At 33.9% G+C, this 21,567-nt stretch carries 14 protein-coding genes and 5 pseudogenes; 15 read left to right on the forward strand and 4 right to left on the reverse strand.

Going from position 1 to position 21,567, the window contains the following annotated elements; genetic code table 11:
* Positions 1-11 precede the first annotated feature (11 nt).
* Positions 12-611 (forward strand): DJ-1/PfpI family protein, encoded by a 600-nt coding sequence (locus JFU20_RS26985; RefSeq protein ID WP_201039104.1) that lies wholly within the window; start codon positions 12-14, stop codon positions 609-611.
* 262 nt (positions 612-873) lie between these two features.
* On the opposite strand, the gene JFU20_RS26990 is transcribed toward JFU20_RS26985, so the two are convergent.
* Positions 874-1,455 carry a hypothetical protein gene (locus JFU20_RS26990; protein WP_201039105.1) on the reverse strand — a complete coding sequence of 194 codons (582 nt, stop codon included), beginning with the start codon at positions 1,453-1,455 and terminating at the stop codon, positions 874-876.
* A gap of 520 nt (positions 1,456-1,975) precedes the next feature.
* On the opposite strand from JFU20_RS26990, the gene menA reads away from it, so the two are divergent.
* The gene (menA, locus tag JFU20_RS26995) at positions 1,976-2,887 is read left to right on the forward strand and encodes a 1,4-dihydroxy-2-naphthoate polyprenyltransferase (RefSeq protein WP_201039106.1); all 912 of its coding nucleotides are present in this window, start codon (positions 1,976-1,978) and stop codon (positions 2,885-2,887) included.
* A 98-nt stretch (positions 2,888-2,985) separates the two neighbouring features.
* Here menA and satA read toward each other — a convergent pair whose 3' ends face one another.
* Positions 2,986-3,537 carry a streptothricin N-acetyltransferase SatA gene (satA, locus tag JFU20_RS27000; protein WP_201039107.1) on the reverse strand — a complete coding sequence of 184 codons (552 nt, stop codon included), beginning with the start codon at positions 3,535-3,537 and terminating at the stop codon, positions 2,986-2,988.
* A gap of 253 nt (positions 3,538-3,790) precedes the next feature.
* Here satA and JFU20_RS27005 point away from each other — a divergent pair, with 253 nt between their 5' ends.
* The 4 genes and pseudogenes from JFU20_RS27005 to JFU20_RS27020 all read left to right on the forward strand — a co-directional run bounded on the left by JFU20_RS27005 (position 3,791) and on the right by JFU20_RS27020 (position 8,269).
* On the forward strand, positions 3,791-4,477 hold the full coding sequence (locus JFU20_RS27005) for a response regulator transcription factor (RefSeq protein ID WP_201039108.1): 687 nt from the start codon (positions 3,791-3,793) through the stop codon (positions 4,475-4,477).
* Positions 4,474-6,257: pseudogene (locus tag JFU20_RS27010) on the forward strand (sensor histidine kinase). The gene JFU20_RS27005 and the pseudogene JFU20_RS27010 overlap by 4 nt, the downstream one beginning before the upstream one ends.
* A gap of 183 nt (positions 6,258-6,440) precedes the next feature.
* The gene (locus tag JFU20_RS27015) at positions 6,441-7,283 is read left to right on the forward strand and encodes a polysaccharide deacetylase family protein (RefSeq protein WP_201039109.1); all 843 of its coding nucleotides are present in this window, start codon (positions 6,441-6,443) and stop codon (positions 7,281-7,283) included.
* Between the two features lie 275 nt (positions 7,284-7,558).
* Entirely contained in the window at positions 7,559-8,269 is a 711-nt protein-coding gene (locus JFU20_RS27020; protein WP_201039110.1) for an alpha/beta hydrolase, read from the forward strand.
* Between the two features lie 115 nt (positions 8,270-8,384).
* On the opposite strand, the gene JFU20_RS27025 is transcribed toward JFU20_RS27020, so the two are convergent.
* Entirely contained in the window at positions 8,385-8,750 is a 366-nt protein-coding gene (locus JFU20_RS27025) for a YxeA family protein (protein ID WP_002013629.1), read from the reverse strand.
* A 574-nt stretch (positions 8,751-9,324) separates the two neighbouring features.
* Here JFU20_RS27025 and JFU20_RS27030 point away from each other — a divergent pair.
* The 4 genes and pseudogenes from JFU20_RS27030 to ppsA all read left to right on the forward strand — a co-directional run bounded on the left by JFU20_RS27030 (position 9,325) and on the right by ppsA (position 15,406).
* Positions 9,325-10,863 carry an alpha/beta hydrolase gene (locus JFU20_RS27030; protein WP_002165492.1) on the forward strand — a complete coding sequence of 513 codons (1,539 nt, stop codon included), beginning with the start codon at positions 9,325-9,327 and terminating at the stop codon, positions 10,861-10,863.
* A 590-nt stretch (positions 10,864-11,453) separates the two neighbouring features.
* Positions 11,454-12,323 (forward strand): annotated as a pseudogene (locus JFU20_RS27035) (DinB/UmuC family translesion DNA polymerase); the annotation flags it as partial.
* Positions 12,320-12,669 (forward strand): annotated as a pseudogene (locus tag JFU20_RS27040) (YolD-like family protein). The pseudogenes JFU20_RS27035 and JFU20_RS27040, both read left to right, overlap by 4 nt.
* Positions 12,670-12,799: 130 nt before the next feature.
* The gene (gene ppsA / locus JFU20_RS27045) at positions 12,800-15,406 is read left to right on the forward strand and encodes a phosphoenolpyruvate synthase (RefSeq protein ID WP_201039112.1); all 2,607 of its coding nucleotides are present in this window, start codon (positions 12,800-12,802) and stop codon (positions 15,404-15,406) included.
* A 55-nt stretch (positions 15,407-15,461) separates the two neighbouring features.
* Here the strand turns inward: ppsA and JFU20_RS27050 are convergent, their stop codons facing one another.
* Positions 15,462-16,079: a TetR/AcrR family transcriptional regulator gene (locus JFU20_RS27050; RefSeq protein ID WP_002165497.1), complete on the reverse strand. Its 618-nt coding sequence runs from the start codon at positions 16,077-16,079 to the stop codon at positions 15,462-15,464.
* A 170-nt stretch (positions 16,080-16,249) separates the two neighbouring features.
* On the opposite strand from JFU20_RS27050, the gene JFU20_RS27055 reads away from it, so the two are divergent.
* The 5 genes and pseudogenes from JFU20_RS27055 to JFU20_RS27080 all read left to right on the forward strand — a co-directional run bounded on the left by JFU20_RS27055 (position 16,250) and on the right by JFU20_RS27080 (position 21,565).
* On the forward strand, positions 16,250-17,431 hold the full coding sequence (locus JFU20_RS27055; RefSeq protein WP_201039113.1) for a YhgE/Pip domain-containing protein: 1,182 nt from the start codon (positions 16,250-16,252) through the stop codon (positions 17,429-17,431).
* 424 nt (positions 17,432-17,855) lie between these two features.
* Positions 17,856-18,553: pseudogene (locus tag JFU20_RS27060) on the forward strand (response regulator transcription factor).
* Positions 18,546-19,640, forward strand: coding sequence for a HAMP domain-containing sensor histidine kinase (locus JFU20_RS27065; RefSeq protein ID WP_002165502.1), 1,095 nt, complete (start codon positions 18,546-18,548; stop codon positions 19,638-19,640). The pseudogene JFU20_RS27060 and the gene JFU20_RS27065 overlap by 8 nt, the downstream one beginning before the upstream one ends.
* A 202-nt stretch (positions 19,641-19,842) precedes the next feature.
* Positions 19,843-20,894, forward strand: a pseudogene (locus tag JFU20_RS27075) (efflux RND transporter periplasmic adaptor subunit).
* A complete protein-coding gene (locus JFU20_RS27080) occupies positions 20,891-21,565 on the forward strand; it encodes an ABC transporter ATP-binding protein (protein ID WP_201039114.1) in 675 nt (224 codons plus the stop codon). The pseudogene JFU20_RS27075 and the gene JFU20_RS27080 overlap by 4 nt, the downstream one beginning before the upstream one ends.
* The last annotated feature ends 2 nt before the right edge of the window (positions 21,566-21,567 follow it).

Here is a 21,567-nt window from a genome sequence, read left to right on the forward strand (position 1 = left end):
GTGTTCAAAAAATGGAAATACAAATTGTATTGTTTGACGGTTTTGGAGAGCTTGTCTCCTTTGCACCTTTTGAGGTATTGAAAAGAGCGATAGAAGAAGGGGCTCCGTTTACGGTTGAGTTAGTTTCTAGTGAACAAAAACAAGAAGTTACTACCTCGTTTGGAGTTATGGTGAAACTACATGATTTTTTACGAATGGATAATCGCCCAGATTTGTTAATTGTACCTGGTGGTGGCTGGAATCATAAAGCAGAACATGGGGCAAGAAAGCAAGCAGAGCGTGGTACTTTGACTAAAATGATTAGAGAGATGCACAATGAAGGAACGATTGTTGCTGGAGTTTGTACAGGAGGTATGTTACTAGCTGCATCGGGTATATTGAATGATAAAAAGGCAACAATGCATCGTTTGGCGCAGAATGAAATTCGTACATATGGGGCCGAAATTCTTCCTTACAGAATTGTGGATCAAGGCGATATTATTACTGCAAGAGGAGTTACTTCAGGACTTGATTTAGGACTTTGGATCACGGAAAGGTTCGCAAGTCCCAAAATTGCAGCTGCTGTTGAATATAGAATGGAATACGAGAGGCGAGGTGTTGTGTGGAGTTAATTTGAATTTTTTTTCATTTGAAGACAAGAGTTCATTACTCTGAAGAAATAAAGTGGAAAGTGATTCAAATGAAAAAGAATGGGTATTCAAATCGTACCATTATAGAGACACTTGGAATTAAAAATACTACAATTATGTGCGAATTCAAGAAAAATCAAACGACCTATCCCCTAAAGAATATAGGGAACAGGTGGTTTAGGTATTTTGATATGTGTTCCGATTTTGGGGGTCACTTCAAAAAAAGATAAGTGCTTTTTATTTTTTAGCAACCAGGTAAAACAATCTCCACATTAAAATCAACATATATATAAGAACTATCTCGACGAATGCTTACTAAAGTTGCTGTACCATTTACTTGTGAAAGTCCATTTACACATAATAGAGGTAAAGATCCATCACAGTTATAGCAAAGAACATTGTTTATTTGTACAACATCATTTAAATATGCACTAAATCCTGTTCTTGGACCTGTACATGGAAAAAATTGAGCTGGAAATCCAAAATAGAATGGTAAATTTCCAACTGCAGTAATTTGAGATACAGAATTACATTCTATAACACCACAAGGAGTAGTTACAGATGCTTGAGCATCACATTGAGCAACATTAAGTTTTAAATAAAATGGATCTGTAATTACAGGGAAAGTATCACCAACATGTAATGGCTCTGGAAAAATAATTGATGAAGGATTACTCGTACCGGCCGTTAATCTAATTGTCCCAGAAGTATTTATGACGTTTTGACAAGGAGTAGAACAGTCTAATAATTGTTCTACATCTGATGTACTTTCATTATCTATCTGAATTTTTTCAGAAGTGTTTAAAACTTGATTTAATTCCTCCATTTTTTCACACACCTTTAATTCATTTTTAATCTGCCTTAATAAAAAATGAAATTAAATAAGAATTAGCACATGTATCACTTGTTTTTGGATGTGAGGTATTAGTTCCTAAATAAAATTTTTCTTTTTCTGCAGTGGATTTCTTATAAAATAAAATCAATCATAGAGTGCCTTGCTCCGACTTGAACAATCTTAATTTTACATCACATCGCTATCAAGCTAAGAAAATAGAGCTCCCTCCAGAATGAGGTTTTGCCTTAACTTGCAATAAAAAAGCTCATTTTTTCGTTTAAGGTGGATCTGTTTTCTTAAGTTGATGGGCAGGTGACGGTACCACATTTAAAGAAATTTAGTTTTGTTAGCTTAATAGTAATTCAATTTTAAATTTTTCACTTTACTATTATTAGATTTGTTAGAAGGGGTATCATTTATTTGATATAATTAATGGATGTGAATCAAGAAATAGAAAGAAAGATACTTCTAGTGATTTTATACTTAAAATGTAGGGAGATTGAACAGAGTTATGGGGAATGAAAAAGAAATTAGTTCCGCTAAATTAATATGGAAGATGACGCGCCCACATACATTAACGGCGACGTTTTCTCCTGTAATTTTAGGGACAGTGGCATCACTTTATGTTGCCGAAATTCATTGGCTTTTATTTATTGCGATGATGGTTGCATGTTTAGCATTGCAAATAGCAACGAATTTATTTAATGAGTATTATGATTTCAAACGTGGATTAGATACCGCTGATTCTGTTGGCATCGGTGGTGGAATTGTCCGTCATGGATTGAAACCAAAAAATGTTTTAACAGTTGCGCTTTTATTGTATGTAGTAGCAGCAATTATTGGAGTTTATATTTGTATGAATAGCAGCTGGTGGTTAGTCGTCATTGGTTTAATTGGGATGGCGGTTGGCTATTTATATACAGGTGGTCCATTACCAATTGCGTACACTCCTTTTGGAGAACTAGTTTCTGGATTGTTAATGGGGACATGTTTTGTACTCATTGCTTTCTTTATTCAAACGAATACTATAACGATTGAAAGTGTATTGATTTCCATTCCAATTGGAATTTTAGTTGGTGCAATCAATATGTCGAATAATATCCGAGATATCGAAGAAGATATTAAAGGTGGAAGAAAGACATTAGTAATCCTCCTTGGAAGAGAGAAAGCAGTAGTAACACTAGCTGTAGCCTTTTTCATTGCTTATTCATGGATCGTGGTAATTGTATTGATGGGTTATTTAAGCCCTTGGGCATTAGTTATGTTCCTAGGTTTGAGAAAGCCAATCTCTGCAATTCAAAGTTTCCAAAAAGGAGCAAAGGATCCCGGATATATGCGCATCGCAATGAAATCAACAGCGATGACAAATACGATTTTCGGCTTCTTATTATCAGCAGGATTATTAATCAGCTACTTGTTTTAAATAAAAATATTGTTAAGTAACTTAACCCCAATTTCTCAATTTTAATTTAGAGAGATTGGGGTTTTTATTTTGAGTTTGTTTAATGTTGTAAACTATTTTCATTTGAAATGCAAATACCAATAAATTGCAACTTCATCACTTGTCATATCCAAACTTTTATAAATAAGAAAATCAAATCCACCTATTACAAATCCACATTTTTCATAGAACTTACATGCTGCGACATTATTATTTTGCGTTTCAAGCATGATACCGGGCATGTTGGCTTCTTTTGCCCATTGCTTTGCTTGATCAACTAATCTTTTACCAACCCCGAGTGTACGATGTTTTTTATCCACCGTTATATCTTCTATGTAAGCATAGTGATTCCAATTCTTTTTCAATACTATTAATCCGATGATTTGGTTATGTAACAGTGCTATGTAAATTACTTGATTGGGCTTATTTATATATTCATTGTACGCCAGTTCTTCATTATCATTTTGTAAATAACTTTTTTCATAACTCGGAACGTCTTCTACTGTATATTCTATGCGTCTATTTACTTTTGAAAGAGAAAGAATTAACCGAGCATTCACTATAAAACTGTCATCAATCTCCGGGTGATTGTCTAAATCATTTGTTTCTAACTTTCTAATTAAAAGGCTCATCGTGATACCTCCCAAATCATATTATTTCTTCTGGTTCTTTATGTGATTCAAATTCATTCCAATTACAAAATTATAATGGAATTTCAATAGTAAGGCTATCTCTGCATTTTATCTTTATATCAGTATGCTATTATCTTGATATAACTATGTTACATTTAGTAGTGACAGAAATAGTGAAAGATTTCTAATTGGTTAAAATATAAAATGAACTATTTCTTTATAAAAATAAAATTAATCATGGGGAAGATGAAATATGCAAAGAACAATTTTAATTGTAGAAGATGAAGATATTTTACGTGAAATAATGAAGGATTACCTACTTAACGAAGGATATAACGTCTTAGAGGCGATTGATGGGAAAGAAGCATTATCTATATTTGAAGAACATGAGGTACATTTAATTATTTTAGACATTATGTTACCGGAATTAGATGGTTGGGCGGTCTGCCGGCGAATTCGTAAGAAATCTAATGTACCTATTATTATGCTAACGGCTCGGGTGGATGAAGATGATACCTTACTCGGATTTGAACTGGGAGCAGATGATTATGTTACAAAACCATATAGTCCTCCTATTTTATTGGCAAGAGCAAAACGATTAATTGAAAGCCGATATACTTCTACTGTTAATGTATCTATTGAAGACACATTAACTAGTAGTGGTATTCATGTACATTTCCCTTCTCGTACAGTAAATATAGATGAGAAAGAAATAAATCTGACGCATACAGAATTTGAAATATTAACGTATTTCATGCAAAATCAAGGGATTGTAATTTCAAGAGAACAACTAATCAATAAAATTTGGGGTTATGAATTCGCTGGGGATGATCGTACTGTTAATAGTCATATCCGTAATTTGCGTCATAAATTAGGGCGAAAAGCGACTTGTATTGTAACCGTTGTTAGAACTGGTTATAAATTTGAGGGGCAGGTATGAAAAAAGGAATTGTATTAAAGTTATTTATATTAACAACGGCATTATGCACACTTATTTTAGTGACTATTTTTATTGGACAAACCATATTTTTTAAGCAATATTATTCGAATCGAAAAGTTAATGATATTAAAACGAATATTCAATCCTTTGAAAAGGCATATATAAAAGCTGGAGATGACGCGAAAAGGATTCAAGAGTTGGAACAAAATTTCTACCAAGATAATGCGACATGGATTACAACGTTAAATAGTGTAGGGAATATAAAATATGCAAATGATTTTTCTTTAGAAATTCAGTTAGATCCTAACGGAAATAACACCTTTTCTGAACGTTTAATTCAGATACCGTTGTATAGTTTTGTTAATTTAGAAGATATACAAAGGATAAAAGATAGTTTAGAACAGGGGAATCATATTATTATCGATGGAGTGCAGGAAGGTGATGCAGTAGTCCCTGCGATGTTAACAATAAAAGAGAAGAATATTGGTTTGGAGAACAAGCAGTTGTCAGAGAAGTTATATGGCCCAAAAGTCGCATCTTCAAAAGAAAATTCACAGTTATATTTAGCAGGAAGTATTAAGAACGTGCAGTTACCGGAGGGTACTGTAGGAACTAACTCTATTTATGGAAATCGTGTGTTAATAGATAGAATAAAACAATTTCAGGTTGATTTAATATTAAATCAAAAACCAAATAATATTACTTCTACAGAAATAGTGGATTATGAAGAAAATGATATTAAATATAAACTATTAATCAAACCAACAATAGATGCAGATGGTAAGGTGAATTATATATTTGCTATGACATCATTACAGCCAGTTGATGAAGCTGTGCAAATGATAAAGGATTATTATGTATATTTAATTATATTTGTATTGATTTTAATCGTTTTGATATCGTTCTATTATTCAAATAAAATCGCCAAACCACTATTACAAATAAATGATACTACAAAAAAATCGCTGGTTTAGATTTCTCAGAGACGATACCTATTACTACAAAGGATGAAATAGGTGATTTATCAAAAAATATTAATACACTTTCTAAGGCTTTGCATTCGTATATTAATCAATTGCAGCAAGATATAGAGAAAGAAAAGCAATTAGAAAATACACGTAAAGAATTTATCGCGGGTGTTTCACATGAGTTAAAAACACCTTTAAGTATTATGAAAAGTTGTATTTCAATTTTGGAGGATGGTGTTGCTAGTAATAAAAAGGATTATTACTTTAAAGCAATGTCAAAAGAAGTAGATAAAATGGATATGCTCATTATTGATATGCTGGAGTTAGCAAAGTTCGAGTCTGGTACGTATAAAATGGAAATGGATGTTTTCCATATTGATGAGATGATTGATTATATATGTGAGCAATTAACCTCGGATATAACAGCTAAGCAATTACATGTCCATAAACAACTTTCTAAAATTGAGGTAGTTGCAAATCCACATCGAATAGAGCAGGTGGTGACTAACTTTATTACGAATGCGATTCGTTACACACCAGAACAGGAGAATATTATTATTTCTACAATAGAAGAGAATGAACGTGTAAAAGTATGTGTAGAAAATAAAGGAGCACATATTGAACTAGAACATTTAGAGAAAATATGGGATCGTTTTTATCGAGGAGATACGTCTCGTCAACGCTCCAAAGGTGGAACAGGATTGGGCCTTGCTATTTCAAAAAATATATTAGAGCTGCATGGTGCGGAATATGGTGTTTCGAATACAGAAGATGGAGTGTTATTTTTCTTCTACTTAAATAAAAACGTGTAGAATTTTCGTTCTACACGTTTTTATCATTTTTAAACAAAATCGACATTATCTGCATTTTATCTTTATCCGTCTCTATTAATCTATTTATTGTAGATACCGGTTGAAACTAATGATTCAGTCGAGTAAAGGCTCAGCCTTATAAATAATGAATATGAAAATTAATAGGGAAAGGATCGAAAAATAATGAAAGAATCACAAAGTAAGGAAAAAACAAGTCGATTAACTAAGGTAATAATATCTCTAGGAGTTGTTTTAGCAACGACCTTTTTCACTTTCTTTTTAATTGGAAAATGGCACTCTATCCCAGCGAAGGGAGTAGCTAATGAAAGTATGAAACAAGTTAATACGCAACAACAAGAAAAGAAAAAGGAAACACAACCGACAAAACAGAAAAGACCTGATGGAAAACCGGTAGGAAAAGTTGTGTATTTAACATTTGATGACGGTCCTAGCGAATTGACTGGGAAATTTTTAGATGTACTAAAAGAGCAAAATGTTGCTTCGACATTTTTTATGCAAGGTAGTAATTTACAAAATACAGGTTTTCAGGAAAATGTAAAACGAGCAGTAAAAGAAGGACATTATATTGGTGCACATAGTATGACACATAATAGTGATAAGTTATACAAAAAAGGACAATTTGTACCAGAGATGAAAGAAACGTTAGATCTTATCCATAATATTACGGGTACAACTCCTAAACTAGTCCGTCCACCATATGGATCTGCACCAGGATTAAAGGGTGAGGAAATTCGTAATCAAATTGTAGAAGCAGCAATAAAAGTTTGGGATTGGACAATAGACTCAAATGATTGGAAGTTAAAAGATAATCCAACTCAGATTATCGAAAATGTAAAGAAACAGACAACAGAAGAAGTAGAAGTTGTTTTAATGCATGAAAAGGCGCAAACATTACAAGCTCTTCCTGAAATTATTAAATTTTATAAAGAGCAAGGGTATGAATTTGGGGTATATAATGATGAAGATCATTTTCGTCTAAACTTCCAGAAAGATCAACGTCTATAGTGAACGTGGTTATCTTAACAAGGTGTTTTTTACTACTAAATCAATAACTAAGCCAAAAGTCGATTTCCTATACGATAAAGAAATCGACTTTTTCTTTATGAAATTTTACTTTGTGTATGAAGCCTGTGTTTTATGATGAATATATTGAACTCATTTTAAAACGGCATTTGAGGGCTCGTATTATTTTTTCTAAATTTATTAGTTAAGATTATTCGACAATTATATAAATAATCATTTAAAGTATAAAATATACACATCTTAGGGAGGGCATATATGTGAAGAAGTGGATGGAAATTGTTCTTTACTCTTTACTAGGTATTTTACTTATAGGAAGTATTACGTTTTTGACTTGGTCTCAGTTTACTTATAAACCAACGAAAGAGGCTTTGTCGTTAGTAGATGATAAAAAAGATGAAGGTAATATAGTATTTGGAGAGAAAGATGCTAAAATAGGGGTTATTTTTTATCAAGGAGCTAAAGTAGAAGCTGAGGCTTACAGTTACTTAGGAAAAGCTCTTGCAAAAGAGGGGCATGTTGTAGTAATGCCTAAGTTACCATTAAATTTAGCGATACTTGGAATCAATGCAGTAGACAGTGTAATTGAACAGTATCCTGAAGTTCAAAAATGGTATGTTGCGGGGCATTCAATGGGAGGAGCTATGATTTCTAAGTATGCTTTTCAACATGAAGACAAGGTAGACGGGATCATTTTCTTAGGTTCGTATCCTGCAGATGATTTTTCTACCAAATCGATTCCAATGTTATCAATTTATGGAGAAGTAGATGCTTTAGCAACTGTAGAAAAAATAGAGAACAGTAAAAAGTTAATGTCAAAGAATACAACTATGCACATGATAAAAGGCGGAAACCATGCTCATTTTGGCATGTATGGTGAGCAAAAAGGTGATAATGCGAGCTTAATTACGTCAAAAGCACAACGAGATGAAACAGTGAAAGTAATTGAAGAATGGTTATTAAAACAATGATAGCGAATGTAATAAATTTACCGAAAGGATTCTCCCATCTCAAGCATGTGTAGGAAGATAGCCTAACGGTAGGTGGGAGAGATAATAAAGAGCCAACTCGTACGAATTGGCTCTTTTATTTATTTGCTATCTCCAATTGTCCCCTTATTTTCTCCGGAATGTCCTTTTCAGAAATAATGTCGTAGGAATAGACATACTTACCTTTCACATGAATTTTTAAGTAAGTTTTTCTTATAAAATCATTAGGAGTGTTCGTTCCTACTTTATATTCCTTCTCATTCCTTAATTCATCAACACCTTTTAGCGAGTACATAGCTCTTCCTTTATGATGGTAATCTGGAACGCCATATTCCTCCGCAATAGCGTATACATTTTTTTCTTCAGCAATCGGATTAAATCTGTCTAAATCTCCGCGTAATATGAAAGGTAGTAAGTATATAGGGAGGCCTATTCCTAGTATGCAAATTACAAATTTCTTCATGATCGTTTCTCCTCTTGTTCATTTACATGATTCAGTATAGAAAAAATTCTTATAAATATAGAGGGAAATTCCTTAAGGTTTTCTTAATAAAGTTTAACCGTGTGAAAAAAAGATTAACTTGAGCATTAAGCTTACGGAATGAATAGCCAAATAACCTGTTTTCTTTATTTTTTGATGGTAGGTTATTTGGTTTTATATTGGTATGAGTGAATTAAGAAATAAGTGGGATTTAGGAACTAGAATAAATTTATCTTACAGTAATAAGAGAATTATCTAAATAAATGATAGTGAGAACAATTAAAGAAAGCATCTAGTGGGGTGCTTTTTTCTTTTGGAATAGAGAATCCCATGGGGCAGTTACATGTAATTTAGTGCTGTGCTTCTAGGTCATTGGAAAATCCAACGATAAAAAAAGAGGGGGAAGGCATTTTTTATTGAAGCTTGTTAATGATAGCTTTTTAACTTGAGAGGGGGATCGTAAAATAGATTATTAATCTCTTTGATAATTTTTATTTTCCTTATAGCTGGCATACTGTATTAGAAATTTTTAATTTTGAAAGGAGAATCAATAATTATGGGTAAGAAAAGAAGAATAAGTAATAAGTTATTACTTGTCAGTGCAATTTGTACAATAACAATTCCCTCAGTATCATATGCGGAGGAAGTAATTTCACCTGAAAATTTTACGAGTTCTTCAAGTTTGTATGAGGGACGGAATACGGAAGTATTGAAAACAAGCTTATATCCTGATACATATAATTATCTGTTTAACCACCAATTTATTTCGAAATTAAAGGAAGCAAACACAACTATAAAAAAAGTAGACAATAGTGATGATGAAAATCCTATTATATCTACTACTCTTTCATTTATTCGCCATATGAATAGTGAAGATTATAAATCTGCATTTGATTTAACCTCAAGGTCATTACAGAAAATAATATCCAAAGAATGGTTGAAGAGCTATTGGGAGGGACTGCCAGTTCAATTACAAGCAGGTTCTTTTATAGAAATTGGAGAGGTTACACAAAAAGAGACAAATCCTGTTCATACAAATGTGGAGATTCAATTAGTTTTTGAACAAATGACTGTACCTTTACTAATAAAACTAGATCCATCTGGAAAAATAGACGATTTTCAACTCAGCATGTCGTTTAGTCCTGTTGCAGAGCGTCCATCATATAGTAAGCCTGAATCATTTGTTGATAAAGAAGTAGTAGTTGGAAGTGGTGCATTTCCATTACCAGGAACATTGTCTGTTCCAAAAGGAAAGGGTCCTTTCCCAGCGGTTATTCTTGTTCAAGGATCTGGAGCAACTGATCAGGATGAAACAGCGTTTGCTTTAAAACCATTTCGCGATTTAGCTGAAGGTCTTGCATCGAAGGGAATTGCTGTCCTTCGCTATAATAAACGAACATATGAACATGGGTTGAAAACACAATTCAGTCCCTTTTATACAGTTGATAAAGAGACAACAGATGATGCTCTTCTTGTAACTCAATTTCTTAAAAATGAGCCTCTAATAGATAAGAATCAAATTTATATTCTGGGTCATAGTCAAGGTGGAATGATGCTTCCGAAAATGATTGAAAAAGACCAAAATCAAAATATTGCTGGGGCAATTGTAATGGGAGGGCCAGCTCGTACGATCCAAGACGTTGTTTTAGATCAATTTGAGTACCTTTTTTCTATTGGAGCAATGAACCTAGAGGAATATAAATTCTACAAATCGCAATTTGAATTATTAAATGATCCCAATTTCTCTAGTCAGAATCCCCCAAAAGATTTTTACTTAGGATCAGCAGTATTTTGGGATTCTATCCGGAAAATTAAAGCAGCAGAAATGTCAAAAGAACAAAAGACACCGCTTCTTATTATTCAAGGAGAAAGAGACTATCAAGTTCAATCAAAAATCGAAATTCCTCTTTGGAAAGAACAATTAAAAGAACGAGATAACGTTGATTATCGACTATATCCAAAGTTAAATCATTTCTTTACAGAGGGGGATGGGGAAATAAGTAAGCCGGATGAATATTATAGTCCTGCTAATATACCTGAGTATGTTATAAATGATATTGCTGCTTGGGTGCAAGGAAGATCGCAATTAAATTAGCAACCATATGTTTTAATAAAGGCTTTCTTTCTGTAATCAAAATAGAAACCAGCATCCAGTAGATTTCTTCTTAAAAGAAGTAGAAAAACTTGAAGATGGTGGGCTATGGTTGAAATATGTAACAAAACTTGTTTAACCGTCATTTAACAATGAAGATACATTATGGAATGTATCTATATAATGAAAAAAGCGCTATTCTTTTTGTAGAAATATACAGAAAGGATGGCTTTTTTTCGCTTTATAGATAGTACAAAACCTTAGTTTGATAGTGATGTGGTGATACCCCATGTTAAATAACAGAACGGAATTTTGATTAATATAAATATCATGTTGTAGTTTTTCATTCTTTAAATCAATGTCAATTTTTATAGGTATATTTAAGTTTCGTTTCATATTTAAAGAGTTGTAGCCATCATATAGCTATAACGTTTCAAGTTTTAAATAATAAGTACCGTTGCTGGAGAATCGACTTTTTTAATGAAATGGAAATGAGTAAGGTAAGAGAGTTTAAAAACATAAAATAATAGGAATTGTCTTTGTTATTTTATATTTAATGGATTGGCTTTGGCTTTATTTACTATGGGACATGCGAATTCGCATTAAAGTTCAAGAGAGAAATATATGAACGTACACGGATCGAAAGTACGATTGGTATTGGTCCGAATTTATTATTGAGTAAAGTAGCGATGGATATTGAGGCGAAAAAGAATAAAGATGGAATAGCGTATTGGACATATGACGATATACCCGAGAAGTTATGGAGTATTAGAGCACTCAGTAAATTTTGGGGTATATCGTATAAAACGGAAATGAAATTAAATCGAAAAGGTATACATACGATTGGGGATTTAGCAGAGTACCCATTGAATTATTTAAAACAATCATTTGGTGTAATAGGAGAAGAATTACACTTGCATAGTAACGGGATTGATTTCAGCAGAATAGCAGAGAAATATGTTCCAGCGACAACATCTATAGCGAAAAGCCAAATATTATTTCGTGATTATTCGATAGAAGAGTTCATAGTTATTTTATTAGAGCATATAGAAGAAGTTTGTTATAGGTTGAGAAGGGAAAAGAAATACGCGCAAACGATACATTTTTCAGTCGGGTATAGCAAGGAATATGGCGGGGGAATAAGAAAGGCACATACGTTAAATAGAGCAACAAATTTAACGATGGATATTTATAATGTTTGTACATATTTTTTATACGAGCGGCATACAGGGGAGCCGATTCGATCGATAAGTATTTCATTAACAAATTTAATAAATGAAGGAGAAGAGCAAATTTCACTTTTCGATAACATTATACAAAGGGAAAAAGAAATGCGATTAACGAAGGTTATGGACGAAATTCGAACACGATTTGGTAAGAACAGTATTTTACGTGGCATTTCCTACACAAACGTCGCAACAGCAAGATATAGAAACACATTATTAGGAGGACATAAATCGTGAAGAATGCTAATATGCCAAAAGGAAGAGGTATGGTAAAGTGGCAACCGTTTGCCAGTATGCCAGTATGCCAGAGCAGTTCGTCTGTATTAAAGAAATGATACAGGAGCAAACGAAAGTCCCGCGTCCAATCTTGACGCAAGATGCAAAGGAAATGATTGGAAATAAGCTGCTATGTTCATTTTTAGGTGAAGAAGAGGTTTTACTTACATATTATAAAGATGGCTATCTATATAAAAATTACATAACAGTAGCTGATATAAATCCATTAAATAAGACGATTACTTGTACCGATGCTTTTCATAATCAAAGGATGTTTAAGTTTGTTGATGTAATTGAAGTGAATTAGAGGGGGAGAAATAAAAAATCATCTCTTCCTAACTTAATTATATCATGTAAATCACGTTCGAAATAGACTGTTTATTCTTATTTACTACTGCTACAATCAAGAACACACGCATAGTAAGGAGAGATGTTACATGAGTTCTTTCGTTCTCGATTTTCAGGAAATAGAAAAAACGCAGCTTTCGCTCGTTGGCGGAAAAGGATTGAATTTAGGGGCATTATCAAACATTCAAGGAATACAAGTGCCAGAAGGTTTTTGTGTTACAACGGTAGGGTATGAAAAGGCCATCGAACAAAATGAAGCGTTTCAAGCTTTGTTGAGTCAATTAGCAATGTTAAAAATTGAAGACCGGGCTCAAATTGCTGAAATTAGTAAGAAGATTAGAGAAACCATTATGGCAGTAGAAATTCCTTCTGATGTAGTGGAAGCAGCGGCTTATTATATCTCTCGTTTTGGAAATGAACATGCTTATGCAGTGCGTTCTAGTGCTACGGCTGAAGATTTGCCGTATGCCTCGTTTGCTGGTCAACAAGATACGTATTTAAATATCATCGGAGAAGAAGCGATTTTGCAGCATGTAAGAAAGTGCTGGGCTTCTTTATTTACAGAGCGAGCAGTTATGTACCGCATGCAAAATGGCTTTGAACATAGTCAAGTTTCTATATGTGTTGTCGTTCAAAGGATGGTTTTTCCGGAGGCTTCGGGCATTTTATTTACTGCTGATCCGATTACTTCTAATAGGAAGGTGCTATCAATCGATGCAAGTTTTGGACTCGGTGAGGCTTTAGTCTCTGGCTTAGTATGTGCTGATAATTATAAAGTAAAAGAAGGCAAAATTACCGGAATGATGATAGCGACTAAAAAATTAGCTATTTATGCTTTAAAAGAGGGCGGAACAGAGACGAAACAGATTGATTCGGTTCAGCAAAAGCTTCAAACATTGTCTGAACCACAAATATTACAACTAGCACAGATCGGAAGACAGATTGAAGCTAATTTTGGTTGTCCGCAAGATATTGAATGGTGTTTAGTGGATGATACATTTTATATTGTCCAAAGTCGCCCAATCACGACTTTATATCCAATACCAGAAGTAAATGATGGGGAAAATCATGTGTATGTATCGGTTGGTCACCAGCAAATGATGACCGACCCCTTGAAGCCATTAGGAATGTCTTTATTCCAGTTAACATCTTTTGGACAGAGGTTTCAAGCTGGAGGAAGGTTGTTTGTTGATGTTGCACAAAGATTGGCTTCGCCTACTAGTAGAGAACTTTTATTAAATATGATAGGGAATTCGGAACCGCTTATTAAAGATGCATTAACGACTGTAGTCGAGCGAGATGATTTTATTACATTGTTACCAGATGATGAAAAAGAAAAGAGTGTTGGTAAAAGTGGACCACCTGCAAGTACGCAACCACAAGTCGAAAACAATCCAGCAATCGTTACGGATTTAATAAAGATGAATCAAGCATCAATCGAAGAGTTAAAACGAAACATGCAAACGAAATCAGGGGTGGATGTACTTGATTTTATTTTGGAAGATATGCAGCAATTAAAGAAAATATTATTTCATCCGCAAAGTATGGCTGTCATTATGGCAGGTATGGATGCTTCAACATGGATCAATGAAAAAATGGAGCAATGGCTAGGCGAAAAGAATGCAGCAGACACACTTTCTCAATCAGTACAAAACAATATTACGTCTGAAATGGGGCTAGCATTACTCGATGTTGCTGATGTGATTCGGCCATATCCAGAAGTTATTGCGTATTTACAACATGTAGAAAATGATAACTTTTTAGATGAATTAGTTCAATTTAAAGGCGGAGAAAAAGCTCGAGATGCCATTCTAACTTTTCTAAATAAATACGGAATGAGATGCAGCGGAGAAATCGACATTACGAAAACGCGCTGGAGTGAAAAGCCAACAACCATTATCCCGATGATTTTAAATAATATAAGAGATTTTGAAGATGGTGCTAGTAAACGGAAATTTGAAGAAGGACTGCAGGAAGCTTTGAAAAAAGAAGAAGAGTTAGTAGATCGATTACAGCATTTGCCGGATGGTAAACAAAAAATAGAAGAGACGAAGCGAATGATTCGTAACATCCGGAATTTTATCGGTTATCGTGAATATCCAAAATACGGTATGATTAATCGCTATTTCATATATAAGCAGGCAATATTGAAAGAAGCCGAGCAACTCGTGCAAAATAGCGTTATTCATGAAGTAGAAGATATATACTATCTAACTTTTGAAGAACTTCACGAAGTTGTCCTTACGAATAAACTAGATTACGAGCTTATTCATAAACAAAAAAATGATTACAAATTATATGAAAAACTAACGCCTCCACGTGTAATGACGTCTGATGGAGAAATCATTACTGGGAAGTACAAACGAGAAAATCTCCCGGCTGAAGCAATCGTAGGTCTGCCTGTTTCTTCAGGAGTGATTGAGGGGAGAGCACGCGTTATTTTAAATATGGAAGATGCGAATTTAGAAGATGGAGATATATTAGTTACTGCCTTTACTGATCCTGGATGGACACCAGTGTTTGTGTCTATAAAAGGGTTAGTCACCGAAGTTGGCGGACTGATGACACATGGAGCAGTTATCGCACGTGAATATGGATTACCAGCAGTCGTCGGAGTAGAGAATGCTACGAAATTAATAAAAGACGGACAACGAATCCGGGTACATGGAACAGAAGGGTATATTGAAGTGTTGTAATGAAATAAAAGATCATCCGCTATTATAGTGGATGATCTTTTATTATATAGCGGACTTATTTCTTTAAACCAGCCGCATAAAAAGGTCCATGAACTGCGATTGTTGATAAAATACGAGCAATCTCCTCAGGTGTTTCTTTTTGTCCATTATTTAACCATTGTTGAATGACACCTATATGAGCAGATGCCATATAAGAAGCTAAGTATTGGCTTGGGACAAGTAAATCCTCCTTATTAATGAGAGGCCCATTCGTATCTTCAAATAGTGTTTTCCACATAAAGTCTTTCAGTTTCGTTTGGAAAGATAAATCTCCTTTTGGGCTTAGTACAGCTTTCATAAAATCACTATTTTCATTTAGAAATTCAAGAATAGAAGCGATAAGTATAAATGGCATTGTGGGGGAAGGGCTTGATCCAAGATCAGCAATAACTTCCGGTAATCTCTGTTTAGCAATGCTAGAAAATTCATACATAATTTCTTCTTGGCATTTTGTCATTAAATCAAATTTATCTTGGTAATGTGTATAAAATGTACCACGATTTATGTTTGCCTTCGTAGTAATATCTTTCACTGTAATGGCGTCAAAACCTTTTTCCTCAATTAATTCCACTAATGCATTTCGTATGGCAGTTTTCGTACGAATAACACGTAAATCTAGATTACTATCGCGCAAAGTATGTCCCTCCTTAATTTTAGCCAACACATTTTAAGGATGTGTCTTATAACCGACACATTCACGATTTTTGATTATTGTATAAGGTTCAACTCGAACATATAATTCAAATATAAATAAACAACACGTTGTTGGTTATTATAAATCAAATTAAAGGAGGAGAAAAGAAAATGTTTAAAAACAAACTTTTATTGTTATCTCCAGTTATTGCACTACTTGTTGTTTTTATTTTTTCATTAACATTATTTCCAACCGTTCAACCTAAGCCGAAAAACTTACCAATCGCAATTGTAAATGAGGATCAAGGAGTAGAAATTCCGAATCAACCGAAGATGAATATGGGGCAAACAATTGTTGATAATATGAAAAAGACATCAAAATCAGAGGAAGAACCTGCGGTAAAGTGGGTAGAAGTGCAAAATAAAGAAGCAGTTCAAAAAGGCTTAAATAATCAAGAGTATTATGCAGCATTAGTCATTCCGAAAGACTTTAGCGTAAAACAAGCATCATTACGAACACCACAGCCATCTTCGCCTGAAGTCGAAATATATATAAATCAAGGAATGAATACGGCGGCTTCAACTATGGCAGGGCAAATGTTAAATGGCGTAGTTGATAATATGAACAATAACGTTCGTACACAACTATTGGAAGGATTTAAAGCAAAAGGGACTACATTAACAACGGATCAAGTTTCAAATGTAGTAACACCTATTACAAAGAAAGTAACAAATGTGAATGAAATCGGAAAAAATAGTGCGAACGGTAACTCGCCAATGTCTTTATTCCAGCCGTTATGGATTGCAAGTTTAGCGAGCGCAGCAATTATCTTTATTGCGATAAGTAAAATGCCAGTAGGTACAAGAAAAGAAAACTTTGTATTAAAACTAAAACAAATAGTAACAGGAGCAATTGCTACACTTGTAATTGGATTTGGTCTTACATGGATAGCTGATGGAATGGTAGGATTAAATATCCCGAATTTCACGGATACGGCTCTGTTCTTATCCATTACTTCTTTTTGTTTCTTCTTAATGATTTCTGCGGTGCTTTCATTAGTTGGACTAAAGGGTATAGGTATATTCGCTCTATTACTTTTCTTTGGGGCACCGCTATTAGCATTAGCGCCTGAAATGATGTCACCATTTTATCAAGATTGGGTGTACGAATGGTTGCCAATGCGATTTATGATTGAAGGGCTTAGAGAAATATTCTTCTTTGGAAAAGGATTAGCTTGGAATACTCCTCTTACTGTACTCGTTTGGATTGGTGTAGTAAGCGTGGTTATTATACTTGGAACAGCTTTCAAACGTAGTGTAGTAAAGGAGCAAAAAACTGAAGTGAATGCATAAAAATAAGTAAAGGAAAAACCGTTTCACTAGTAGTGGAGCGGTTTTTATGTTGAAATACAAGTAAGGGTACAAAATATATTGATATAATGAAAGGAAGTTAGTTATTTGTGAAGCTAACTGTCACTTAGCTAGGCTTGATATGAAGGGATCCTACTGTAAAATCTGTTGTACTATATAATTATTATCTCTGATATACTTTAGTTTTGTTAGTTTTTCTACATTTTCTACCATAAAATGTGAAATCGTAGAGGGTGTTGCAAAGTTAACAAAACATAAACATGCAAAAAAAATGCAGAAGAAATATAGTACTCGAAGTTATCTCTAAAAAGTAAGAATCTCATAATAATGTTCTTTTAAGATGATATAAACAAAATAGACTATTTTAAAATTGGACGTATGAAAAAGGAATGAGGGGAAGAGCAAAATGAAGCAGATTTCAATTTTAATAGCGGATGATGAGGTGGAAATTGCTGAATTAATTGGGATACATTTAGAGAAAGAAGGTTATCATGTTGTGAAAGCTACTGATGGAGAAGAAGCTGTTCTTATTATTCAATCGCAACCAATTGATTTAGTTATTTTAGATATTATGATGCCAAAAATGGATGGTTATGAAGTAACGCGACAAATTCGTGTGAAGTATAATATGCCAATCATTTTTCTAAGCGCGAAAACATCTGATTTTGATAAGGTGACAGGTCTTGTACTAGGTGCGGATGATTATATGACAAAGCCTTTTGCCCCAATTGAATTAGTTGCGCGTGTAAATGCACAACTACGTCGATTTCTTACGTTAAATCAACCGAAAGTAGAGGAGAACAAATCCGTTTTAGAAGTAGGTGGAGTGGTTATTAATCTTGAGCAACGAAAGCTAAATGTATACGGAGAACAAATTGAATTAACCCCAAAAGAGTTTGATATTTTATATTTATTAGTGAGCCATCCGAAAAAAGTGTACAGTGTGGAAAATATCCTTCAGCAAGTGTGGGCGGATGATTATTATGATGGGGGAAGTACAGTTGCGGTACATATTCGTACTTTACGAAAAAAAATTGGGGAGGATACAAGAAAGAATAAGTTAATAAAAACGGTATGGGGGTAGGTTATACTTTCAATGGCTAACATGATGAGAAGTTTTCGTTTTAAAATGATTGCTTTGTTTGCGCTAAGCATGGTGTTAGCAGCTGGCGGAACATATATAATCTATAAAGTATTACAGCTTTATTATAGAACGATGGTACATTACGAAGATTACTTAGCCCAATTTAGACCAATCGTAGATATTAAATTCTTTTTAATGTGTTTTATCCCACTATCTGTTGTATTCTTTTTCTTTTTAACAAAACCATACTTAAAATATTTTAATGAAATTTCTAACGGTATTCACCATCTTGCTAACGGTGATTTTACAAAGAAAGTTCATATTACTTCAAATGATGAATTTGGCGAGATTGCGCGTGAAATTAATATAGCGAGTGAAAAATTAAAAGAGGCGGTTGAGAGAGGTGATTTTGCAGAAAGTAGTAAAGATCAGCTCATTGTTAACTTAGCACATGATTTAAGAACGCCTTTAACATCAGTTTTAGGTTATTTAGATTTAATTCTTAAAGATGAGAATTTGTCAAAGGAGCAGATTAAACGTTTTTCTATGATTGCATTTGCGAAATCGCAGCGACTTGAAAGTTTAATTGATGAGTTATTTGAAATTACGCGAATGAATTATGGCGTGCTAAAGTTAGATAAAAAAACAATTAATATAAGTGAGTTGCTTATACAGTTAGATGAGGAATTGTATCCATTATTGGAGAAACATCATTTAGAAGCTAGGTTGAATGTTAATCCTCATTTATATATTTACGGTGACGGGAATTTGTTAGCTCGAGTATTTGAAAATCTTGTAACAAATGCAGTTAGATACGGAGATAATGGACAATTTGTTGATATGAATGGATATATTGATAATGGAGAGGTTATCGTACAAATTATTAATTACGGAGATAGCATTCCAGAAGAAGATTTGCCTTATCTTTTTGACATGCTTTATACAGGTGATAAAGCAAGAACAGGGCAGCAGGGCGGTACGGGCCTTGGGTTATTTATTGCTAAAAATATTGTTGAACAGCATAATGGAACGATTTCAGCAGAAAGTAATATAATTAGAACAATATTTGAAGTAAGATTGCCAAAAGAAGAGAGTTCAAGAATTTAATAAAAATTTAATGTTTACCCCACTTTTTATTTAACTAGTTTTTTCTACCCTATACGTATGTTAGGTCAAGGAGGAACTGGTAATGAAAAAGTGGGGCTTTTTATATTGTACATAGTATGTACGGGGCTTTATATATCAAAAACTATTAAAGAAGAGGACATACAGTTTCTAAAAATAAAACACATGAAAAAGTGAGGATATTATGAAGAAAGCAAAAAAACTAGTCATCGTTGGTGTAATTACAATTGGTTTAGGGGTCGGGTCTTATATGACATTTGCAGGAGAATCTGAACCAGTTAAAACTTATAAAATATATGAAGTGACAGAAAAATAAATAGAGAATGAGCAAAAATTAGGTGGCGAAGTTATCCCAAATGGTATAGAAGCAATTTCATTCGATCCAACAAAAGGTACGAATGAATTAGCTGCTAAAAAAGGTGATGAAGTAAAAAAGGACAGCTTCTTTTTAAATATAATGACCCTATTACTAAACAAGGTGTAACATTGCATCAGAAACAAATGGATTCAGCGAAGCAGAAACTAAAAAAAGATAAAAACGCTGGTCTTCCTGAGGAAGCGTTAAAAGCATCAGAAATCGAAGTGCAACAATTAGAATCGCAACTTGAAATGAAAAAGTTTGAAGTAGAAAAAGCTGATGAAATAATTAAATCAGCAAAAGAGAAAGTGAACACACTTTCTGTAACGAGCCCGGCTGATGGTGTAATTGATGACATTGTCAAAAATAATGATGCTGGTATGAGCGGAATTACGCTTCGTCACGCTGGTCCATTTAAAGTAAAAGGCCAACTGTCTGAATATGAGCTTGCGAGTGTGAAGATTGGGCAAGAAGTAACAGTTTCATCAAAAACTGTATCTAGTAAGACGTGGACAGGAAAAGTTACAGAAATCGGATCCACACCATTAAAAAATATGGATGAAAACAAAACAGTTTCCAGCTATCCATTCACTGTTACATTGAACGATAGTGAAGGATTACAAAACGGTTTCCACGTAAACGTGACAAACAAAACAGGTGAAGCAACAGGTACAATCGTTCCGAAAAGCAGTATGGTAAAAAAAGGTGACAAAGATGTTGTCTTCGTTGTAAAAGATGGAAAAGTGAAAGAACAAGTGGTTACGGTTGAATTTGAAACGAATCATGAAGCAAAAGTTTCTGGAGTGAAAAAAGGTGTACAAATTATCTCTGAACCTATGAAAAATGTAAAAGATGGTATGGAGGTTAACACAAAATGATTCATTTAAAAGGCATCATGAAATCTTTTCAAAACGGTACAGAGTCCGTCCAAATATTACATGGAATCGATATAATACTGAACCAGGGGGAATTCACTTCCATTATGGGACCATCTGGTTCTGGTAAGTCAACCTTAATGAACATTATCGGTTGTTTAGATAAACCAACGGCAGGTACGTATGAGCTAGCTGGTCAAAATATTTCAACCATGTCTGAAACAGAACTTGCACACGTTCGTAATAAAGAAATCGGCTTTGTATTTCAAAATTTCATGTTACTACCAAGGCTTACAGCACTTCAAAATGTAGAATTACCTCTTATTTATGCAGGAGTTGATAAAAAAGAAAGACGTGAGCGTTCGTTAGCTGCTTTAACGAAAGTTGGGTTAGCTGACCGTGCTACCCATCTTCCAAGTGAGCTATCAGGTGCTCAAAAACAGCGTGTTGCTGTAGCGCGTGCGATTGTAAATAATCCGAAATTTATTTTAGCCGATGAACCAACTGGTGCACTTGATACGAAAACGAGTGAACAAATTATGGAGCTCTTTTACGAATTAAATAAACAAGGTTCAACGATTATTATGATTACTCACGATCGTGAAATCGGAGAAGCAGCAGTACGTCAAATTGTAATTCGTGACGGCAATATCGTACAAGATTGGAGAGAATAAAT

Source organism: Bacillus sp. TH30, assembly GCF_016650875.1.
GTDB classification, from domain to species: domain Bacteria; phylum Bacillota; class Bacilli; order Bacillales; family Bacillaceae_G; genus Bacillus_A; species Bacillus_A mycoides.